The organism is Acinetobacter sp. YH1901141 (genome assembly GCF_013416935.1).
GTDB lineage: Bacteria > Pseudomonadota > Gammaproteobacteria > Pseudomonadales > Moraxellaceae > Acinetobacter > Acinetobacter towneri.
Map to the genome: position 1 here is coordinate 46,993 of NZ_VPEY01000016.1, position 21,744 is coordinate 68,736.

At 42.3% G+C, this 21,744-nt stretch carries 20 protein-coding genes, 1 rRNA gene and 1 pseudogene; 18 read left to right on the forward strand and 4 right to left on the reverse strand.

Annotated features, from left to right (window positions below):
- The first annotated feature begins 23 nt into the window (after positions 1-23).
- The 14 genes and pseudogenes from FTV52_RS09885 to FTV52_RS09950 all read left to right on the forward strand — a co-directional run bounded on the left by FTV52_RS09885 (position 24) and on the right by FTV52_RS09950 (position 12,372).
- A complete protein-coding gene (locus FTV52_RS09885) occupies positions 24-770 on the forward strand; it encodes a YciK family oxidoreductase (RefSeq protein ID WP_131261239.1) in 747 nt (248 codons plus the stop codon).
- Between the two features lie 311 nt (positions 771-1,081).
- Positions 1,082-1,648: pseudogene (gene msuE, locus FTV52_RS09890) on the forward strand (FMN reductase); the annotation flags it as partial.
- 326 nt (positions 1,649-1,974) lie between these two features.
- Positions 1,975-2,394 carry a hypothetical protein gene (locus FTV52_RS09895; RefSeq protein WP_179990740.1) on the forward strand — a complete coding sequence of 140 codons (420 nt, stop codon included), beginning with the start codon at positions 1,975-1,977 and terminating at the stop codon, positions 2,392-2,394.
- Between the two features lie 139 nt (positions 2,395-2,533).
- The gene (locus tag FTV52_RS09900) at positions 2,534-2,689 is read left to right on the forward strand and encodes a hypothetical protein (protein ID WP_179990741.1); all 156 of its coding nucleotides are present in this window, start codon (positions 2,534-2,536) and stop codon (positions 2,687-2,689) included.
- A 243-nt stretch (positions 2,690-2,932) separates the two neighbouring features.
- A complete protein-coding gene (locus FTV52_RS09905; RefSeq protein ID WP_179990742.1) occupies positions 2,933-3,322 on the forward strand; it encodes an RcnB family protein in 390 nt (129 codons plus the stop codon).
- A gap of 397 nt (positions 3,323-3,719) precedes the next feature.
- Positions 3,720-4,043: a hypothetical protein gene (locus tag FTV52_RS09910; RefSeq protein WP_179990743.1), complete on the forward strand. Its 324-nt coding sequence runs from the start codon at positions 3,720-3,722 to the stop codon at positions 4,041-4,043.
- A 236-nt stretch (positions 4,044-4,279) separates the two neighbouring features.
- On the forward strand, positions 4,280-4,663 hold the full coding sequence (locus tag FTV52_RS09915) for an RcnB family protein (RefSeq protein ID WP_179990744.1): 384 nt from the start codon (positions 4,280-4,282) through the stop codon (positions 4,661-4,663).
- A gap of 144 nt (positions 4,664-4,807) precedes the next feature.
- Positions 4,808-6,154 (forward strand): amino-acid N-acetyltransferase, encoded by a 1,347-nt coding sequence (gene argA / locus FTV52_RS09920; protein WP_131261244.1) that lies wholly within the window; start codon positions 4,808-4,810, stop codon positions 6,152-6,154.
- A 353-nt stretch (positions 6,155-6,507) separates the two neighbouring features.
- Complete coding sequence (locus FTV52_RS09925; RefSeq protein WP_179990745.1) at positions 6,508-7,491, forward strand: sulfonate ABC transporter substrate-binding protein; 984 nt, start codon at positions 6,508-6,510, stop codon at positions 7,489-7,491.
- Between the two features lie 21 nt (positions 7,492-7,512).
- Positions 7,513-8,508 carry an aliphatic sulfonate ABC transporter substrate-binding protein gene (locus FTV52_RS09930; RefSeq protein WP_179990746.1) on the forward strand — a complete coding sequence of 332 codons (996 nt, stop codon included), beginning with the start codon at positions 7,513-7,515 and terminating at the stop codon, positions 8,506-8,508.
- 23 nt (positions 8,509-8,531) lie between these two features.
- Positions 8,532-9,710, forward strand: coding sequence for an FMNH2-dependent alkanesulfonate monooxygenase (ssuD, locus tag FTV52_RS09935; protein WP_131261247.1), 1,179 nt, complete (start codon positions 8,532-8,534; stop codon positions 9,708-9,710).
- Positions 9,707-10,522, forward strand: a complete 816-nt coding sequence (gene ssuC / locus FTV52_RS09940; protein ID WP_131261248.1) for an aliphatic sulfonate ABC transporter permease SsuC — start codon at positions 9,707-9,709, stop codon at positions 10,520-10,522. Before ssuD ends, ssuC begins: the two co-directional genes overlap by 4 nt.
- A 92-nt stretch (positions 10,523-10,614) precedes the next feature.
- Positions 10,615-11,337: an ABC transporter ATP-binding protein gene (locus FTV52_RS09945; RefSeq protein WP_371971162.1), complete on the forward strand. Its 723-nt coding sequence runs from the start codon at positions 10,615-10,617 to the stop codon at positions 11,335-11,337.
- Between the two features lie 357 nt (positions 11,338-11,694).
- Positions 11,695-12,372 carry a TetR family transcriptional regulator C-terminal domain-containing protein gene (locus tag FTV52_RS09950; protein WP_179990747.1) on the forward strand — a complete coding sequence of 226 codons (678 nt, stop codon included), beginning with the start codon at positions 11,695-11,697 and terminating at the stop codon, positions 12,370-12,372.
- 80 nt (positions 12,373-12,452) lie between these two features.
- Here FTV52_RS09950 and FTV52_RS09955 read toward each other — a convergent pair whose 3' ends face one another.
- The gene (locus FTV52_RS09955; RefSeq protein WP_004974047.1) at positions 12,453-13,019 is read right to left on the reverse strand and encodes a hypothetical protein; all 567 of its coding nucleotides are present in this window, start codon (positions 13,017-13,019) and stop codon (positions 12,453-12,455) included.
- Between the two features lie 206 nt (positions 13,020-13,225).
- Between FTV52_RS09955 and ribF the strand changes: the two genes are divergently transcribed.
- From ribF to FTV52_RS09975, 4 genes are all read left to right on the forward strand, one after another.
- Positions 13,226-14,227, forward strand: a complete 1,002-nt coding sequence (gene ribF, locus FTV52_RS09960) for a riboflavin biosynthesis protein RibF (protein WP_179990748.1) — start codon at positions 13,226-13,228, stop codon at positions 14,225-14,227.
- A gap of 66 nt (positions 14,228-14,293) precedes the next feature.
- Positions 14,294-17,140: an isoleucine--tRNA ligase gene (gene ileS / locus FTV52_RS09965; protein WP_179990749.1), complete on the forward strand. Its 2,847-nt coding sequence runs from the start codon at positions 14,294-14,296 to the stop codon at positions 17,138-17,140.
- A complete protein-coding gene (lspA, locus tag FTV52_RS09970; protein WP_004974039.1) occupies positions 17,133-17,672 on the forward strand; it encodes a signal peptidase II in 540 nt (179 codons plus the stop codon). The genes ileS and lspA overlap by 8 nt, the downstream gene beginning before the upstream one ends.
- Positions 17,665-18,147, forward strand: a complete 483-nt coding sequence (locus FTV52_RS09975; RefSeq protein ID WP_004974037.1) for a peptidylprolyl isomerase — start codon at positions 17,665-17,667, stop codon at positions 18,145-18,147. The genes lspA and FTV52_RS09975 overlap by 8 nt, the downstream gene beginning before the upstream one ends.
- A 424-nt stretch (positions 18,148-18,571) precedes the next feature.
- Here FTV52_RS09975 and FTV52_RS09980 read toward each other — a convergent pair whose 3' ends face one another.
- The 3 genes from FTV52_RS09980 to rrf form a co-directional block, all read right to left on the reverse strand.
- The gene (locus tag FTV52_RS09980) at positions 18,572-19,741 is read right to left on the reverse strand and encodes a PQQ-dependent sugar dehydrogenase (RefSeq protein ID WP_179990750.1); all 1,170 of its coding nucleotides are present in this window, start codon (positions 19,739-19,741) and stop codon (positions 18,572-18,574) included.
- A gap of 191 nt (positions 19,742-19,932) precedes the next feature.
- Positions 19,933-21,291: an MFS transporter gene (locus tag FTV52_RS09985; RefSeq protein WP_004974034.1), complete on the reverse strand. Its 1,359-nt coding sequence runs from the start codon at positions 21,289-21,291 to the stop codon at positions 19,933-19,935.
- A 334-nt stretch (positions 21,292-21,625) separates the two neighbouring features.
- Positions 21,626-21,740: ribosomal RNA gene (gene rrf / locus FTV52_RS09990) — 5S ribosomal RNA — on the reverse strand.
- Positions 21,741-21,744: the final 4 nt, after the last annotated feature.

The following is a 21,744-nucleotide window of genomic DNA, read 5'->3' on the forward strand; positions in this document are numbered from 1 at the left end:
AAATCAATATAGGAGGGATGACCATGAAATACTCAGAATATCAACCTCGCCCCGATCTGTTAAAAGATCGCATTATCCTCATTACCGGTGCGGGAGATGGTATTGGACGTGCCGCTGCCCTCAGTTATGCCCTGCATGGGGCCACTGTGGTATTGCATGGTCGTACCCTCAATAAACTTGAAGTCATTTATGATGAAATTGAAAGTTTAGGTGCACCACAACCTGCTATTTTACCGCTGCAACTGTCTAGCGCTTCGCCACGTGACTATGAGTTGCTGGTCGATACTCTAGAGAAACAATTCGGACGTTTAGACGGTATTTTGCACAATGCGGGCATTTTAGGTGAACGCACCGAGCTGGCCAATTACCCTGCAGATGTCTGGGATGATGTCATGGCGGTAAATTTACGTGCGCCTTTTGTCTTGACTCAGGAATTATTGCCGCTCTTGGCAAAATCAGAACATGCCTCGGTGGTATTTGCCAGTTCAGGGGTTGGCCGTGAAGCACGTGAACGCTGGGGGGCTTATTCAGTTTCTAAAATTGCGATTGAAGCAGTCAGCCAATTATTTGCCAAAGAGCAAGTTCACCCGAATATTCGCTACAACTGCATTAATCCAGGTGCGACCCGCACAGCCATGCGTGCCAAAGCCTATCCAGATGAAGATCCAAAAACCTTACCAACACCCGATGCAATCATGCCTGCCTATTTATATTTAATGGGCGATGACAGCTTACACATGAACGGTCAAAGTATTGATGCACAGGATTAATCCTGTGCTTCTGCTTCCCGTTTTTTAATACTACGTTTGTGCGAAAAATCGCCATATTTCGACTTTTTAAAATTGCTTGAATACGCATCACTTTTTTATATATACGCCATCTATAAACGAAAAACCTTATTTATATAAAATATAAATATAAATTTTAACAACTTATGCTTCTATTTTTAGCCCCAATCCATGCCTAGAGTGCATATCTAGAAATGAGATAACTTTACAGCTTTTGCTTATTTTACAGTGCACAGCCCAATCATGATTAATAGCAACATTCCAAATTAATTTATTTTTAGGTTGTTCAACACATGTCATATTCTCAGCAAAAACCGCTCAATATTGTTGCCATTTCAGGGGGGCTCAATGCACCTTCTAAAACAGAAGCGCTGTTACAGACCCTGATAGAGCGTTTGGCCAAAGCAATCCCGATTCAGGTACATTTCATTAAATTTAGTGAAATTGCACCACTTTTAGGCGGTGCAATTTACCGCAATCAATTGCCTCAACAAGTGCAAGACGATTTAGCTGCTGTAGAAAATGCAGATGCACTGATTGTAGGAACACCTGTCTATCGGGCGTCATTTACAGGTTTATTTAAACATTTTTTTGATTTTGTTGAACAAAATGCACTGATTGATGTGCCAGTATTATTGGCTGCATCTGGTGGCAGCGAGCGACATGCACTGGTTTTAGAACATCAATTGCGCCCTTTATTCAGTTTTTTCCAAGCACAAACCTTGCCTATTGGTGTCTATGCCACAGACCGAGATTTTAGCCCTGAATATACCGTACAAAGCGAATTGCTTAATGAGCGAATCAATTTGGCCATTACCCGTGCAGTTCCAGTTTTGCAATGGGAGGCAGCCAAATCACAGTACAATATCGTTCAAACACAAGTGGCTTAATGACCACCACACATAGCACAGCTTGATCACAACGTACCCACACGGGATAGATATAGGAGATACATATCTATCCCACACATGGCTTAGCCTTCCTGTTGCCAGTGCTGCAGCAAATTCAGATCAGCTTTCTTTTTTATGCAGGTTACGTAGCATACTGCCAGTTTTCAGACCTTCATCTTGTGTAAAATAAGCACTTAAAGGCCACCGCAGTAATTGTCTGTGTCTATCTTGCATAAACAGAATTCACTCGCTACGCTTCTGCCTTTCTATTCCACTCTTACGCTGCAGAGAACAACATGACTGAATTAAATAACATCACCGTAACCCCACTAGATGATGGCATGGTGTCTTTACTGATTGATGGTCAGCCTATTTCTGAAAAATACGGCGTGAAGTTTGAAGCCAGCATCGTGGATGATATTCAAGCACTCGACAACGGCCAAAAAATCAAATTGTTTGATCAGTTTGTGTTTTCACATACCGATCTCAATTTTGAACACGCTTACCACTATGTCACTGGCATTGAAAAGTTGGATGATCGCTATCACGTGGTTAAAAACTTTGTCTATCGTATTAAAATTGAAGGGCAACCTGAAATTGAACACGTGATTACCAAACAAGGTGCACCGATGACAGCTGAAGATGTACGTGAATTTATTAATGCACATATTCAAAAATCACTCACCGACTATACCGACTTAAACTACGCTTACTAAAAATCCAGTGAAGCTGCCAAACTCGGGGTCAATACATCAATCGCTTTATTGGATTGAAATTATAAAATTAAACTGTTTTTCAAATCTATATAAGTCATCTATTCTAAACTCATCTTCAACAGTATTGAGGTAGATTGCGATGACGGATATGAAACGAAAAACAGCCGTGATTCAAAGTATTGAAACTTTACAACTGAGCCAACATTTGATTGTTGCCTTAGATGACAAAGAAAAAGCCGAATGTGTAGCGAGCGCAGTGCAGTCTTTACAAGGTTTAGCAGAACAGTGGAACTGATGCATCCCATAGCAGTGAGCTGCTATGGTCATGCTCGATCTAAAATATAACATCCCAACCCCTTCCCCTATATTTTCTGCACACACATAGATTCAAAATGCTTTTTTTGTCGCATAATAGAATAGACTCTAAACTGTAGCATCAGGCTTTATTTAAAAAATTCATGTGCTTTCTTCACAGTTTCTCTGCATTTAATGGCTAAAGTATGAACTGTGAAATAGAGATGAGAAATGAGGGGTTTACATGAAAAAGATTTTGACAGTTCTGGCAATGTCTTTCAGTGCTTTACTTGGCAGTAATTTAGCGACTGCTGCTCCTCAATTTGATCGGGATCATGCGGAACACCCTCGTTATCAGGCACAAAATAAACGTGAATTTCGGGCCAATATGGAAGAGCGTGTACAAGACAAGCGTCGTATGCGTGAAGAACGTGGTGTAAAACGCTTGCAGCAACATAAGTGGCAAACGGGCTATGTTATGCCGCAGCACTATCGTGGTAATGGCTATAAGGTCGATTATCAAGATCACGACCTGCCTAGACCTGAACGCAAGCAACAATGGTATAAAATCAATCAATACTATATTTTAGTCGATTTGGAAAACCATCATATCTTGCGTATTGCAGGTTCATAAACCCACATGAATGTGTAATTGAATTTTATCGAGAAGCCCAATCTAGAGTTTGGGCTTTTTTTATGGGCACTCATTCTCACGAAAAAGTAAACTGATATTCCTAACTTACTTGGACGCTTTAAAAAGCATCCAAAGATTATGATTTAATTAAATTTATCAGTAAGACCTATCAAAACTGTCTAAAAACTGACTTGTTTCAAAATTGGATTTTTCTTGATTTTATGATCATGGTTTATTTTTAACAGATTGATTATTATAAAATATTTACTTGAATTGCGTATCACCACTATTATTTTAGATGGGGTTAGATTTGCGAAGTATTTGGCATGCTTTTCCTATAATTTAAAAATTTTGTTATGCTCAATACTTAGATAAAAATAATATGTGAAATTAACAAATGATAAGTACAATTTGCCTGCATGAATTGCCAGCAGAACAATTAAAAAAAATGTCTCCAGAAAATATTGATCAAACTTTAAAGGATGAACAACCATATTTTCAGCATCACCCAAAAACAACAGATTCCCTTGCTATCAATGGATCTAAAACTAAACAGGATGGTCTCGTGAAAGCCAGTGCGACACCAAGAAAAATTGGTGGTCTATCGGTTGTACTTGTTGGCGAGAATGTGATTTATACAGAATTATTTACACCCTCACATAATCAGCCCATACGAAATCTCAATTTACCCCATATTACTCAATATCTTAGAAAACCATAAAGCCCAAATAATATACCTGAGCTTTATGGATTCTTTACTTTCCACGGTAATCCCTTCAAAAGAATAGATAACCAAGCACATCTTGGTTTCTCATCTTGCAAAGTGGTACATCCATTCTCCTAGTTTTCTCCATCAAATTCACAATTCAGCCAACTATCCACCATCGTTTCTCTTGAGTTCTGCATTAATTTGAATGCATCAACTCAATATTCAAAAGAAACCGAAGGTAAACACTCATGAAAAAAGCGCTCAGCATTCTTGCCCTGTCTGTAACGGCCATCCTGACAACTTCTGCAATGGCTGCACCAGACCACCGTTATGATGACCGTCGCCATCAAGCAAATGCCACATATAAGCATCACAGCAACCACTGGGACAATCAACGTCAGCATACGCAATGGGAGCAAAAACGTTATAATCAGAAACGTGTGAATCCAAGCCGTGACTGGCGTGTAGGTCAAAACTTCCCACGTGGCTATGAAATTTCACGCAATAAAGTCAGTGACCGTGAAGCACGTCGTTTACCCAATACAGGTCGTTACCAACAATGGTACAAAATCAATGGTGACTATGTCCTGATCAATGAACGCACGCATCGTATCATTCGCATTATTGGCTAAAAGCATATTTCAGCCTCAACGATGAGTTCGCATATTCCCAACACCTGAATCACCATTCAGGTGTTTTTTTATATTTAGACTTCCGCTACAGATTTTTTTGATTAGAATCAAAGACAGCACTCGATCATTGAAATAGGCCAGCGCATGACTTCAGCAGAAAACCCTCACAGCACAACCTTACAATATGTGCATTGGTTTCGACATTCTGCGCCTTATATCAATGCCCATCGCAATAAAACCTTCGTGATCATGTTCGATGGCGAAGCGGTGCTGCATGAAAATTTTCAGCATATTATTCACGATATTGCCCTGCTGCATTCGCTGGGAATTCGTCTGATTTTGGTCCACGGCGCACGTCCACAAATTAATCAAAATCTGAAATTCAGCCAAATTGACACCCCTTTTCATTTGCAACGTCGTGTCACCACACGTGAGTCATTATCCTGTGTGATGAATGCGGTGGGTTCAATTCGTCTGCAAATTGAAGCCTTATTGTCGATGGGGCTGGCCAACTCTCCCATGTATGGCGCACGTATCGATGTGGTGTCGGGTAACTTCATTACCGCCAAACCGTATGGCATCCGTGATGGGGTCGATTACCAACTCACAGGTGAAGTCCGCAGTGTCGATACCGATGCCATTCAGCGCCATTTAGAAAACCACAATATTGTGTTGTTAGGGCCTACAGGCTATTCCAGCACAGGTGAAGTATTTAATCTTTTGGCAGAAGAAGTCGCCACCAAAACTGCCATTCATTTAAAAGCTGATAAGCTCATTTTCTTAGGCGAACAGCACGGATTAGTGAATACCGAAAGGCAATTGCAACGTGAAATTCACCCACAACACTTAAATCAATATATTCAGGCTGCGCAACAGCATCATCCTGAATTGGCACTACACTTAAATGCAGCACAAGAGGCTTCGCTCAACGGCGTGCATCGTGTACATCTGATTTCTTATGCTTATGATGGTGCATTATTAGAAGAGCTATTTACCCGCGATGGTTCAGGCACGATGGTCAGTGATGCACATTATGAAGAAGTACGTACAGCCAATATTCAAGATGTTGGCGGTCTGATTCGACTATTACGCCCTTTAGAAGAAGAAGGTGTATTGGTGTATCGCTCACGTGAACGTCTGGAAAATGAAATTGGGCAATTTGCAGTGATTGAGCGAGATGGCATGATTCTAGCCTGTGCAGCACTCTACCCTATTCCTACCACAGGCAATGAATTAAGGTCTGCTGAAATTGCCTGCGTGGCCGTGCATCCTGCTTATCGTAAATCGAACCGTGGCCGCCAAATTCTGGATTATTTAGAAGATAAAGCCAAAGCCATGGGTATTCAGCAGTTGTTTATTTTGACTACCCGCACCGCACATTGGTTTTTAGAACAAGGCTTTTCCCCTGCCAGTGTCGATGAACTGCCCGATGCCCGTCAGGCCTTATATAACTATCAACGCAACTCCATTGTTTGCAAAAAGTCACTATAAAGTGACTTTTTGCCTGTAGGCGATATAGCTCAATTTTGCATAAGCTTATGCAACCAGTTCAAAAAAATACTTCTATTTTGAAAACAAAGCCTTAGCTGTAAATTCACTATATTTATCTCTCAACTTCAATAATAAAAATAAGCAATAAAAATCATAAACTTAAAAATAAATACTGCTGACTATCCTCCTACAATTTGTGCAGTTTTAAACATAAGGTTTGCACTTTTTTATTTATCTCAATTTCTGCTTAGAAATTTCCGATTTATTATTTTTTTCAAAAAACAAACCTGTTTAGCGTATGTGTCATCCAGCCCGCTACACCCGTTGGGGTTTATTTTCAGGAGCACATTTGCATGTACCCAATTTCGACATCTTTTTGGAAAAAAACGATTTTTACATCTACGGCTTGGGTCGGAATCATGCTGCTCTCAGGCTGTACTCCAAACCAAGCTGCCAAGCAAATTACCTTAAATATTGGCTATCAAAAATACGGTATTTTGCCAATTGTCAAAGAACGTGCCGTACTAGAAAACGCCCTTAAAAATCAGAATGTCAAAATTAATTGGGTGGAATTTCCTGCAGGCCCTCAGCTCTTAGAAGGCTTAAATGTAGGCAGTGTGGTTTTTGGGGAAGCAGGAGAAGCACCGCCTATTTTTGCTCAGGCAGCACAAGCCAACTTGGTCTACGTGGCCAATCAGCCTGCTGCACCTTTGGCTGAAGCGCTGATTGTGCCCAAAAATTCAAACCTCCAGTCTGTCCAAGATTTAAAAGGCAAACGTATTGCACTCAATAAAGGCTCCAATGTGCATTATCTGCTGTTAAAAGTTTTGCAGGCGCATCAGCTCAAACTTGAAGATATTCATGTGGTGTATTTACCCCCTGCCGATGCTCGCGCTGCATTTGAACGTGGTGCGGTCGATGCGTGGGTCATTTGGGATCCGTTCTTTGCTGCGGCAGAACAACAGCTCGGTGCACGTGTTCTGGCCACAGGGCAAAACTTGGTGAGCAATCATCAGTTTTATTTGGCAGATCGTCAATTTTCCGAAGCCCATCCTGAATTGTTAAACACAGTGGTGCAGCAACTGAATACCACCACACAGTGGATTCAACAACATCCACAACAGGCTGCACAACTCTTAGAAAAACCGACGGGTTTATCGGTCGATATTTTGAGCCGTTCTATTGCCCGTATGGGCTTTGGAGTGCAAAACATTTCTGCGCAAGTGGTTCAACAACAACAGCAAGTTGCAGATGCCTTCTATCAGCAAAAGTTAATTCCACAAAAAATTGACATTCAAGCTGCAATTTTAAAACCCACAACAAGCACATCGCCATAAAACAAAAATTAGGACAGTTAAATGAAAGCGCTACAAACATTCACATTATTCAGTTTAGGTCTATTCAGTCTGGGCTTCACAGGCTGTGAAAAAATTTCAGCCAATGCTGATTCAGCAAAAAGTTCTGCTGCCCCTCTACAACATCTCAGCATTGGCTACCAAAAGTCTGCTTTAAATTTACTGGTTGCTCGTCAACAAAAGTTATTTGAGCAGCAGCTGCCCAATGTCAAAGTTGACTGGAAAGAGTTTCCTGCTGGCCCACAAATGTTAGAAGCCTTGGCGGTGGGTGCTGTCGATTTTGGCTACGTGGGCAACACTCCACCAATTTTTGCCCAAGCTGCGGGCAAAGATATTCGCTATGTCGGTTATGAAGTGGTGACCCCAAATTCGCAGGCTTTGGTTGTTCCAACAGGCAGTCCGATTCAATCTGTGCACGATTTAAAAGGCAAACGCATTGCCGTACAAAAAGGCTCTAGTGCACATGAATTATTGGGCAAGATATTAAAGCAAGCCCAACTGAGCTGGAAAGATATTCAACCTATTTGGCTAGCACCTGCGGAAGCACGTGCAGCATTTGATAAAAACAGCATTGATGCTTGGGTCATTTGGGATCCATTTTTAAGTGCTGCCAAGCTCGATGCGCAAGCGCAGGTCTTGATTGATGGCACAGCATTTCCTAAAAGTTATGCCTTCTATATTGGCAATCCTAAATTTATACAGCAGCACCCTCACGCGGTCAGTAAGGTTTTAGCAAGCTTGAATGCTGCAGATCAATGGATTCTTAAGCATCAAGATCAGGCTTTGTCTATTTACACCCAAAGTACAGGTTTAGCACCACACATTGCCACACCCGTATTTCAGCAACGCTTAAAACCCTCTCCAATTTACCCGCTGAACAATCAGGTCATTCAATCGCAACAACACATTGCCAACAGCTTTCAGCAAGACCAACTGATTCCGCAGTCTATCCAAATTCAAAGTGTGGTTTGGAAAGACCAGCACAACATTACACCTTAAACATACACAACAAGGATATTAAGATGAAAATTTTTTGGTTTATTCCTACTCACGGTGATAGTCGTTATTTAGGTACCAACAAGGGCGCTCGCCAAGTCGATCATGCCTATATGAAACAAATCGCACTAACTGTTGAACATTTGGGTTATGAAGGGGTTTTAATTCCTACTGGCCGTTCTTGTGAAGATCCATGGATTACCGCAGCCAGTCTGATTGACGCCACACAAAAGCTCAAATTTTTGGTAGCATTACGTCCGGGTATTACCACACCTGCGTTAGCGGCACGCATGGCTGCAACTTTTGACCGACTGTCACATGGTCGCCTTTTACTGAATTTGGTCACCGGTGGCGATGAACAAGAACTCAAAGGTGATGGACTCTATGAAGATCACAGCACCCGTTATCAAACAGCGGCAGAATACACCCATATTTGGCGTGAAATTTTAAGCCGTTCACATTCAGGTGAGTCGTTCAGTTTTCATGGCAAACGCTTACAGGTTGATGATGCTAAATTGCTATATCCACCTGTACAACATCCACATCCGCCACTATGGTTTGGTGGTTCCTCTGAAGCAGCCATTGAGCTGGCCAGTGAACAGGTGGATACCTATTTAACCTGGGGTGAACCACCTGCTGCAGTCAAAGAAAAACTTGAACTATTAAAAGCCAAGGCAGCTGCTAAAGGACGCAGTTTAAATTACGGCATTCGCTTGCATGTGATTGTTCGTGAAACCAATGCCGAAGCATGGCAAGCAGCAGAAGACCTGATTCAATATGTAGATGATGCCACCATTGCCTCAGCACAGGCTAAGTTCCAAGCTATGGACTCGGTTGGACAACGTCGCATGGCGGCATTGCATCAAGGGAATCGTAGCCAGCTGGAAGTATCGCCTAACCTGTGGGCAGGTGTTGGTTTGGTCCGTGGTGGTGCAGGAACAGCCTTGGTAGGCGACCCTGAAACGGTGGCAGCTCGCATTCAGGAATATGCAGACTTAGGCATCAGTACCTTTATTTTCTCTGGTTATCCGCATTTGGAAGAGTCTATTCGCTTTGCTGAGTTGGTTTTCCCACTGTTACCACTGGAAACCCAAAAGAAACTGGCTCAACCTAATTTAACTGGTCCTTTTGGTGAAATTGTAGCAAATCAATATGTACCTGCTGCTCATACATCTGCACAGCGTAAACTGGAGCAAGTCGAATGAGTCAGCAAATACCCTCAAGTTTAGGCAAAGCGCAAAAGGTTTCACGTGGAACATTGATTGGACAACAACTGCTGCCGTGGTTGTTCCCCATCGCTTTAATTGCCTTGTGGCAACTGGCCTCAAGCACAGGCCTTTTGCAAAGCCGCATTTTACCCGCACCAAGTGCAGTACTCAGTGCCTTTTGGACGTTACTTAGCAGTGGTGAATTAGCGCAACACGTTCAAGTCAGTGCAGGGCGTGCCCTGCTAGGCTTGCTGATTGGTGGTGGATTAGGACTGCTGTTAGGCTTACTCAACGGCTCATCTAAAACAGCCTCGACGCTGCTTGACACCACCTTACAAATGATTCGCAACATTCCTGCACTGGCACTGATTCCACTGGTGATTTTATGGTTTGGTATTGATGAAACAGCCAAATTATTTTTAGTTGCTGTGGGGGTGTTTTTCCCAGTCTATATCAACACCTACCACGGAATTCGTTCTGTAGATTCACAGTTGCTGGAAATGGGTAAAAGTTATGGGCTCACCCGCTGGCAATTGTATAAAGACATTATTTTACCTGGGGCGATGCCGTCTATTTTAGTCGGTTTACGTTTTTCGCTTGGTTTGGTGTGGGTTCTGTTAATTGTGGCAGAAACAATTTCTGCTCAGGCAGGCATTGGCTATATGACCATGAATGCACGCGAATTCCTACAAACCGATATTGTACTGGTGGGTATTTTACTTTACGCCCTGCTGGGTAAACTGGCCGATGTGTTCGCGGTACTGTTAGAAAAGTATTTACTACGCTGGCATCCAGCCTATCAAAAATAAGGATTATCCCCATGACAGATTTAAGCTTGGGACGTCATGTACACAGCACAGACCTCCCTCACCAATCTCCAACTGCGCAGTACAACAATACAATGGGTGCAGAAATTCTCATTGAACAACTGCACAAGTTTTATGGTTCAGTTCAGGTTTTAACCGACTTAAATTTGCATATTCAGCCTGGTGAGTTTCTGGCAATTGTTGGACGCAGTGGCTGTGGTAAAAGTACCTTGCTGCGTCTAATAGCCGATCTTGAACAAGCCAGCTATGGTTCCATTCAATTTAAGTCAGCACGACATATTCGAGAAGGCATTACATCCGATGATATACGGGTCATGTTCCAAGACCCTCGCCTATTGCCTTGGCGTAATATCCAACAGAACGTACAACTGGGTTTGGCCAACGCTCAACATGCAGAAGCCGCCAACTTACTTGAAAAGGTCGGTCTGCAAGCGAAGGCCGATTTATGGCCAAGCCAACTTTCAGGAGGACAACGTCAACGTGTGGCTTTAGCACGTGCTCTGTCACATCGACCACGCATTTTATTGCTTGATGAACCCTTAGGCGCATTAGATGCCCTGACACGTTTAGAAATGCAGAACCTGATAGAGCAACTTTGGCTCGAACAAGGTTTCACCGCCATTTTAGTCACGCACGATGTCAGTGAAGCCGTACAACTGGCTGATCGGATTATTTTGCTCGATCAGGGACGTATTGCCCAACAGTTTCAGGTGCCACTGGCACGACCACGCCAAAAAAGTGTGCAATTTGCCACATTAGAACAACAGGTCTTAAGTGCAGTATTGGCAACTGAATAATCTTGACGCTAACAATGGGCTAGATTCTCCCATTGTTAGGGCAATACAAATGCTCATCTATTCCTCTTGATTAAGGCACTCGATTCATTCTTTAATTTTTTTAAACAAACCCAAGCTTAAGCACCGTAAAACTTCACTTTTACCATTTACAAATAAAATCAACAAACGCTAATCATTTAGTCAAAAAATACATGAGCAAATATACTCCCCAACCCTAATTGGTTTTTTGACTGATTGCATAGCTAAACTACAGAATAAATTATAAATATTTTAAAAATACATCTTTTAATGATGCACAAGACTGACGATTTGCCGTACAATTAATAATTCCCTTTTTTCATTGTTTTAAAATTACGAATGGAACAAAAAAAGAGTACACAAAAACGCCATCAGCTTCTCAATGCTGCACTCGACGTATTTTCCTTATACGGGTTTAGCGGTGCAAGTTTGGATGAAATCGCACAAATTGCAGAAATGCATAAGTCGAATATTTTCTATTATTATGAAAATAAAGAGGCGCTCTATGTTGAAGTACTGACCACAGTACTACAAAAATGGCTTGCGCCTTTACAAATGCTTGAAGCCGAACTTGAGCCAGAAGAAGCGATTACCAATTATCTGTTACAGAAAATTGAGGTTTCCCGTACTCAACCGAAAGCATCACGTCTATTTGCTTTAGAAGTGATTCAAGGTGCGCCACATATTCAGGAAATTTTAAAAGGTCCTCTGAAAAAACTGGTCAAACGCAAAGCCAAAGTCATTACCATGTGGCAAGAGCAAGGCAAACTGTCTAAGCAGATTGATCCTGAATTGCTTATTTTGAATATTTGGGCGATTACCCAAAACTATGCCGACTTTGCAACGCAAATGGAAATGGTGACAGGTAAAACCCTGCGCAACCGCAGCATGTTGCAACGTGTCTTGCAACATACAGTTCACATGATGCTCTACGGTATTATGCCGCGTCAGGACGAAGTGGATGCACCTCAAGCCGCTGTGGTCACTGCCACACCTGAACAAGAATCAGAAGACTAATTGCACAGCACTAACTAAGATACGCACTTTTACTCACGACCCTAGTTATGACTAGGGTCGTGGCGTTTTGGGCAACTGTATTACTTAACACTTTGATATAACGATAATAATTTTTGTGCGCCTAGCAACAAGTTTTCTTCCCAGTCTAAATGTGCCGTATCATTGGCACCATCGGTAATATATTTGACCGACAACATGCGCACGCCTAGTTTTTTACAGACTTTGGCAATCGCATAGCCTTCCATATCGACCAGCTGACACGGCACTTTCGGTGTCCCCGTTTCAAAGCTATCGCCTGTACCACAAATTCCGTTAGGTAAATGCTCAAAATAGCGTTCCAGCTCAATTTCTGCAGGATGCTCCTGATCCATAGGCGTCACCCCCACCTGAAAACCCAACGGTGAAACATCCATATCTCGCTGTACAAACTGACTCACTTCCACCAAAGCATGCGCATCAAAATGGGAGCTGCCCGCAGTGCCTAAATTCAGCAAGGTTTTACAGCCTGTTTTCTGAATCACTTCAAAGGCTTTAAATGCGGCATTCACTTTACCAATGCCACTGTAATGCACCTGAATCCCAGCTTGCTCAAACAAGCCTTTAGACTCACTGGGCAATGCCATAATTAAAGCAAAATCAGAATTCATAGCCATCTACTCGTGCAGTTCATTAAAACCGCCCCATTAGAAAAGAAATTTGAATGCGGTGCAAACCCGATTGCGATTTGCAGATTAAATTGTCGGATTTTGCCTGATTTTTCGATAATTTTTCAGGTTAAAAACACAACAACAAGACGAAAGCGCGAGAATATGGCAATATATAGCTCTTACAAATTTTCAACTTTCATTCGACCATGCAGCTGCTCCGCTTGAATGCTTTATCTTCTACCACCGACTTAGCTCAAACTGCCGTGACCATTGGCAATTTTGATGGCGTGCATGTCGGTCATCAGGCGATGATTCAACAACTCAAAGCAGTGGCTGCCGCACAACAACTAAAAACGGTGGTGATGCTATTTGAACCACAACCACTGGAATTTTTTAAAGGTTATGATGCCCCGCCACGTATCAGTTCTTTGCGGGAAAAAGTCGAATATCTGACTGAATTGGGCATCGACTATATTGCCGTGGCCAAGTTTGACAATCACTTCCGTAGTTTAAGTGCCGAAGCCTTTGCCCACCTTTTAAAAAATAGCTTAAATGCCACACATTTAGTTTTGGGTGATGATTTTCATTTTGGCAAAAACCGTCAAGGCAATAGCGAATTTTTACGCAACTATGGCTTTCAGGTCACCAATTTAAACACCATTGAACTGAATGGTGAGCGTGTTAGCTCAACTCGTATTCGTCAAACTTTACAAGCAGGTGATTTGGCACTGGCAGCCAAACTGCTTGGACGCCCATATAGCATTACAGGGCGCGTCCAATATGGCGATCAAATTGGTCGCACACTTGATTTTCCAACCATTAATGTACGCTTAAACCGCCATAAACCCTGCTTAAATGGCATTTATGGCGTTGAAGTGGTCTGCGAAACCACCTCCTTAACCGACACAGTCAGCAATGCACATCCTAGCAAAACAGGTGTTGCAGGCTACAGCCCAAACAGTTTATTTGGTGCAGGGCATGTCGGAACTCGTCCTGCCATCAAGCAAGAACATCCCGAATGGCGATTAGAAGTACATTTCCCCAATGTTTCTGCTAATCTGTATGGCTTGTTAATGCGGGTCACGTTTTTAAACTATTTACATGGCGAAAAAAACTACCCTTCGCTTGAAGCACTTAAAGCGGGAATTGATGATGATGTTGAAAAACTTCTTGAATTTCGACAAGATCATCCAAATTTCCCTTTTTAATTTACCCTAAATATTTAATGTAAAACGCGTCAGTCCATGGGCTGATTCAACTGGAAGACAACTTGCATGAGCGATAAGCAAACTCCTGAAAATGCAGTGGATTATAAAGCCACGCTAAACCTCCCAGGTACTGAATTTGCAATGAAAGCAAATCTCGCAGTACGTGAAGCGAAATGGTTAGAAGAGTGGTATGCCGACAACATTTATCAGCAGATTCGTGCATCGCGTATTGGCAAGAAAAAATATGTGCTTCACGATGGCCCTCCGTATGCCAATGGTCAAATTCACTTGGGTCACGCGGTCAATAAAGTCCTGAAAGACATTATTATTAAAAGCCGTGTCATGGATGGTTTTGACGCACCCTACGTTCCGGGTTGGGACTGTCACGGTTTACCAATTGAACTTAAAGTAGAAGAAAAAGTGGGTAAGGTGGGTGTAAAAGTCGATGCTTCGACTTTCCGTAAAGCCTGTCGCGAATATGCTTACACCCAAGTCGAATTACAGAAAAAAGACTTCGTGCGTATGGGTGTATTTGGTGATTGGGACAATCCTTACCTCACCATGAACTTCAAGCAAGAAGCCGATATCGTGCGTTCATTGGGTGCAATTGCCAAAGCAGGTCATATTGAACCGGGTCTTAAACCTGTGAACTGGTGTTTGGACTGTGGTTCTGCATTGGCAGAAGCCGAAGTTGAATATGAAGATAAAAAATCCGATGCAATTGATGTCGGTTTTGCTGTGGTCGATTTAGCCGATTTATCTGCACGTTTGGATGTGCAAGTGAATGATGCCACTGACATCGTCATTTGGACGACTACACCGTGGACTTTACCTGCGAACCAAGCCGTTGCATTACATGCCGAAATTGAATACCAATTGGTGAAGGCACGTGCCGATGAAAAAGCACCACAAAACTTTATTTTGGCCAAAGAATTGGTACTGTCAGCAACTGAACGCTATGGCTTTAGCAGCTATGAAGTATTGGCTGACTTCACAGGTGACAAACTCGAAAACCTGATCTTACAACATCCACTGATTCAAGCACGCCAAGTACCTGTGATTTTAGGTGAACACGTGACCGCAACAAGCGGTACAGGTGCAGTACATACCGCGCCTGGACATGGTGTGGACGACTATAAAGTTGGCTTACAATACAACCTAAAAGTTGACAATCCTGTCGGTGGCAATGGCGTATATTTACCTACTGCACCAATCTTTGCAGGCGAACACATCTACAAAGCCAATCCACAAATTATTGCGACTTTGGCAGAAAACAATAAGCTGTGGGCACATCACCCAATCAAACACAGCTATCCGCACTGCTGGCGTCATAAAACTCCAATTATTTTCCGCGCTACACCACAATGGTTTATCAGCATGGATGCCAAAGGTTTACGTCAAGGCGCACTGAATGCGATTGAAAATGACATCAGCTTTGTACCTGATTGGGGTAAAAACCGTATCCAAGCGATGATTGAAGGTCGCCCAGACTGGTGTATTTCACGTCAACGTACTTGGGGCGTGCCAATTCCATTCTTTGTACATAAAGACACCAACGAATTGCACCCACGCACACCTGAATTGATCGAAGAAGTTGCGAAACTGATCGAACAAGAAGGGATTGATGGCTGGTACAACCGTGAAGCCAAAGACTTCATTGGCGAGGATGCCGAGCACTACAATGCAGTACGCGACACCTTAGACGTTTGGTTCGACTCAGGTACGACGCATTATGCAGTTCTACGTGAGCGTGAAGAGTTACAAGACCCAGCCGATTTATATCTTGAAGGTTCAGACCAACACCGTGGCTGGTTCCAGTCTTCATTGCTCACCTCAATTGCGATCAATGAACGCGCACCATACAAAGGCTTGTTAACCCACGGCTTTGTAGTGGATGAAAAAGGTCGCAAAATGTCGAAATCGTTGGGTAACATCATTACTCCACAAGACATTATTAAAGACATGGGTGCAGACGGCTTACGCTTCTGGATTGCATCGGCAGATTACCGCTATGAAATGACCGCAGGTAAGGAAATCTTTAGCCGTGCCTCTGACGGTTATCGTCGTATCCGTAATACTTTGCGTTTCTTGTTGGCTAACTTAAATGGTTTCAAACCCGCTACAGATGCTCTGCCTGTAGATCAGTTGATTGCACTGGATCAATACATCCTGCAACGTGCCGCAGAAGTACAGAAAACCATTCAGCAAGCCTATGAAGATATGAACTTCCATATCGTAACCAGTGCGCTGACCAACTTCTGTATTAATGACTTGGGTGGTTTCTACCTCGATATCATCAAAGACCGTCAGTACACCACCAAAGCAGACTCGCAAGCACGTCATTCTGCACAAACTGCTTTGTATCACTTGGTTCAGGCTTTCGTTCGTTGGATGGCGCCAATCTTAAGCTTTACTGCACAAGAAGCATGGCCGCTAATTCCTGAGCAATCAGAAAAATATGTCTTCACTGCAGAATGGTATGACATTCCAGTGGCTTCTGAAGCTAACATCTTGGCAGAAGCGGAATGGCAAACCCTGATTGCAGTGAAATCTGCCGTCAATAAATTCATTGAAGCAGCACGTACCGCCAAAACAGTCGGTTCCAACTTATCTGCTAAAGTTGAACTTTGGGCGAATGACGAACTCAAAGCCGTATTGGATAAACTAGGCGATGAGCTGCGTTTTGTCCTCATTACCTCACAAGTAATTGTGAATGGCTTTGATGCTGCACAAGGTGAAGCCTCTGATTTAGACGGCTTGAACGTGAAAGTTTCTGCAGCAGATGGCGAAAAATGCGTACGTTGCTGGCATGTACTTCCTGATGTGAATACACATTCTGCACACCCAGGTTTATGCTCACGTTGTATTATCAACCTTCCAACAGGTCAAGGCGAAGAGAGAAAATATGCCTAATCCACAACACAAAAAGGGCTTATTCCAGTTCTATCCACATAATTTATGGTGGGTGGGCTTGTCCATTGTCGCGATTATTCTCGACCAATGGACCAAATGGATTGCAGTATCGCATCTGAATTACGCAGATCCAGTGCCTGTATTGCCCTTTTTGAATTGGACTTTACTGCATAACTATGGCGCTGCCTTTAGTTTCTTGTCCGATGCAGGTGGATGGCAACGTTATTTCTTTACCTCACTGGCAGGTTTAGTGTCTGTAATTTTTGTATTTTGGCTAATGCGTATGCCAAAAAATGTCATCGTACTGCCTTTGGCGATTGCCTTGATTTTAGGCGGTGCGATTGGGAATTTAATTGATCGGGTCAGTCTTGGCTACGTGGTCGATTTTATTCACGTGTACTACAACAACAGCCACTTCCCTGCCTTTAATATTGCAGACAGTGCCATCACACTTGGCACCATTCTGCTGTTAATTGATACGTTTTTCCTAGAAAAGCACCGAATTGAACGAGCGCAGGCGCAACATGACTGAAATTATTAATCCAAATGATGAAACTCGTATTGAAGATGGCTCAAAAGTCGAATTGCACTTTTCTGTCGCCATTGAAAATGGTGTAGAAATTGACAACACCCGTAGCCGCGCTGAACCTGTAAGTTTGGTCATGGGCGATGGCAGCCTATTACCTGGTTTTGAAAAGTCATTATTTGGTTTACGTGCAGGTGACCGTCGTACCGTGAGTCTTCCACCTGAAGAAGCATTTGGTCCATGGAATCCTGAAAACGTACAAACTTTTGATACGGTTAAATTTGAGCAACATCCAGTTGAAGGACACATGATTGAATTTGAAGATAAAGCCAAACAAAGCCTCTATGGCGTGGTGAAATCTGTCAACGATGATGTGACTGAAGTAGACTTTAACCACCCTTTAGCGGGTAAAAATATTACCTTTGAAGTTGAAATCTTTAGAGTGACCCCAGCAGGACAACAAGGTATTAAGTTGATGTAATCAATTTGCATACTTACTGCATCTTTCTGCTGTTCAAATCTCCCAAGTACAAGAAAATGAATTTGGGAGATTTTTTATTGAATAAGATAATTATTAAATATAATCAAATACTTAAAATTAAATAAATCCAGTTTATTGATCTATATTTTACCGATATATCGTTGTACGTTTTAGCTTACATGCACTGCAGAAAATTGACGCTAGGCAAAGATCAGCTTTCATTTTATATTTAACACATACAGAAACAGGATGTTTCTAAAAGCAAGAATAACAATAATAAATAATATAACGGCAGGACGCTGAAAGGTATAACAGGAGTAATACCTAAACATAAATCTGAAAAAGCCCCGACATGATGTTGGGGCTTTTTTCTATTTGTTTTTTGTCCTACTTTGAAATAAGTTTAGACCTGAAGAAATTTATTTTATGGAGCCACCAATTTAAGCAATCTGGCAGATTGACCATCTTCAATCACCCAAATATTGCCATCCTGTGCTTGAAGTACGCCACGAATCCGCTGACCCATCTCGATACGCTGTAACTCCCGAACAGGCTGTGCTTGCGTATCCACCACAATAATTGCTTTTGAAGATAAACCACCAAGAATCGCTTTATGCTTCCAATGTGGGAATACATCTCCCGTATAAAACATCAAACTTGAGGGAGAGATGACTGGCGTCCAATCCAGAACAGGGGCTGTAAATTCAGGACGAGTTGCATGGTCTGGAATGGGCAACCCATTATAATGATCACCATTCGACACCAGTGGATAGCCATAGTTTTCGCCCTTGACAATCAGATTCAACTCAACGCCACCTTTAGGTCCCATTTCTGCAACCCAAAGCTGCCCTGCGGGATCGAATGCCATGCCTAAAGGGTTGCGATGCCCCAAACTCCAGACTTGCTTGGCAATCTCTCCATGTGTTTGAAATGGATTGTCTAAAGGGGTTGTGCCATCTGCATTTAGACACAAAATTTTGCCTAAATTAGATTTTAAATCCTGAGCAGGTTCAAACTTTTGTCGCTCACCAGAACTTATCCACAATTTGCCATCTGCACCAAACTTTATACGATGCGCATAGTGCCCCTGTCCCGATACTTTCGGCACTTGCTGCCAGATTCTTTGAATTTGGGTGAGTTTTGGCGTGGGTTTGGCATCTAATACAAGCTTGCCCCGAATCACGACTGCACCGTAACCACCCGCACCCGCTTCGGCATAACTTAAATAAATCTGCTGATTCTGTTTAAAGTCAGGATCTAAAATGACGTCACCCAAACCACCTTGTCCGCCATAGGCGACTTCAGGGATAGCTTGAACATCTAAGCTTTGACCTGTTTTTGGATCAAAAAGTTTTAATTTCCCCGCTTTTTCTGTAATTAATAGGCGTCCATCGGGTAATTCTGCCAATGCCCACGGCTCATTAAAATCTGCAATTGGCTGTATTTGATAGCGTTGTAAATTTTGTGCAGAAGTTGATTTTGACTCTAAAGCAGCCGTGTTCTGTTTCGGCTCAACTTGCGCATTACACCCTGTAGTTAAACCCAATACAACTAGACATATAAATCCATAGTATTGCCGATTTATCTTGAGCATCCTAATTGCTCCTCTATTCATTCAATCTTTGCTTGTGCTAATCAAGACATCATAATCAATGAAATGTACCTCGTGCACAGTAGAAATGTAGCGATACACACTTTCTTACTTAAATCTTCTACAAAGTGAATAGGCAAAAAATTAAGGAGCAATGCTCCTTAATTTCAAAGTCCCAAAACACTAACGATCAATTAACTATAAGATCGGCTGGCTTTTTTAACCACGCTTGGCTCACTCACCACCTGTGATGTACTTTGTAAACGAATCAGTGCTACTGCAATTGCACCAATCACTGCAGGAATCGCCACCGCCAAAAAGTTCATTTTATGTGGTAAATCCATGCCCAAAAGTACGCCAATAATAATAGGGCCTACAATCGCACCGACACGCCCCACTGCAGAAGCACAGCCGATACCTGTAGAACGAATCGTAAGTGGATAATACTGAGCAACAAAGCTATACAATAAAATACTGCTGCCAATGGCAGAAGCACCTGCTAAGCCCACCAATAAATAAATCACAGGCTGTGGTGAATTAAAGCCTAGACCCACTAGAGAGAATGCGCCCAATAAAAACATGCCAATAATCACAGGTTTTAAGTGGAAACGGTCTGCTAAAATCCCGCCACTGATGGTTCCGATCACAGCCCCAATGTTCATCGCCATTAAGAACATTAAACTGTTACCCAGCGAATAACCTGCTGCCATCATCAGTTTTGGCAACCAACTGCCCAAAGCATAAACCATCAACAAACACATAAAGAAGCAGCACCAAAACAGCAAAGTACTCATGCCACGGTTATTTTTAAATAAGGCTGCAATTGAGGCATCTGCGGTTTGTACTTCATTTAATACAAATTGTGTTTGTGGGCTGATATTTTCTTGTGGGCTAATTTGCTGGACGATGTGACGCGCTTTTTCATGTTGCTGTTTTTTCACCAAAAAAGTTAAAGATTCTGGTAAGAAAAACCACAATAAAGGCAAAATAAGTAACGGTAATCCCGCAATATAGAACATCACTTCCCAGCCAAAGCTAGGCGTCAACCATGCACCAAGTAAGGCTGCCATAATGCCGCCCACGGCATAGCCGCTGAACATGGTGGTAACTAAGGTACTACGCATTTTTTGTGGTGCATATTCAGAGGTTAAAGCCACGAGGTTAGGCAATACCCCGCCAATCCCTAAACCTGCAATAAAACGTAAAATACCAAACTCTGTTGGGTTGGATGCAAAGCCGCCCCAAAAAGTAAAGCCACTAAATAACGTCACACAAATTAATATGACATTTTTACGGCCAATTTTGTCTGCCAACATGCCAAACAGCATGGCGCCAAACATCATGCCTGCCAGTGCCGTACTCGCAAGCATACCTGCCTGTACAGCCGTCATATTCCATTCTTGCATCAGTAGTGGTAAAGCCACACCGTTAATCGCCAAATCATAACCGTCAAAAATAACGACAAATACGCACCAAAGTACAATTTTTAAATGAAAAGGTTTAAACTTTGCTTGATCCACTACAGCATTCACATTCATTGTTGTTGCTGTCATTTTTCCCTCACCTCCAATTGTGAGCTTTTTATTTTATAAAAAATGAATGGTTATTCACTTTTGTATATAAAATGAATCAATATTCACTTTTTGTCTACAGCAAAAACTTAACTCTGGTTAATTTTCTTAAAAACCTAGACTAAAGTTGTAGATAAATTCGACCAAATAGACTTGCAGTAATTTATGATATTTTGATATATGCTATATTTTTCACATAATTTATTATTGTAAATATATTGTTTTAAACTTCTTTCTTCTACTTTTCTTCTTAATATTTTCCTTTCCGTATAAAAAAGCCCCCTTGACGTTTATGTCAAGGGGGCTTTGAATAATGAGCTGGCGATGACTTACTCTCACATGGGTAACCCCACACTACCATCAGCGCGAAGAGGTTTCACTTCTGAGTTCGGGAAGGGATCAGGTGGTTCACTCTTGCTATGGTCGCCAGCACAA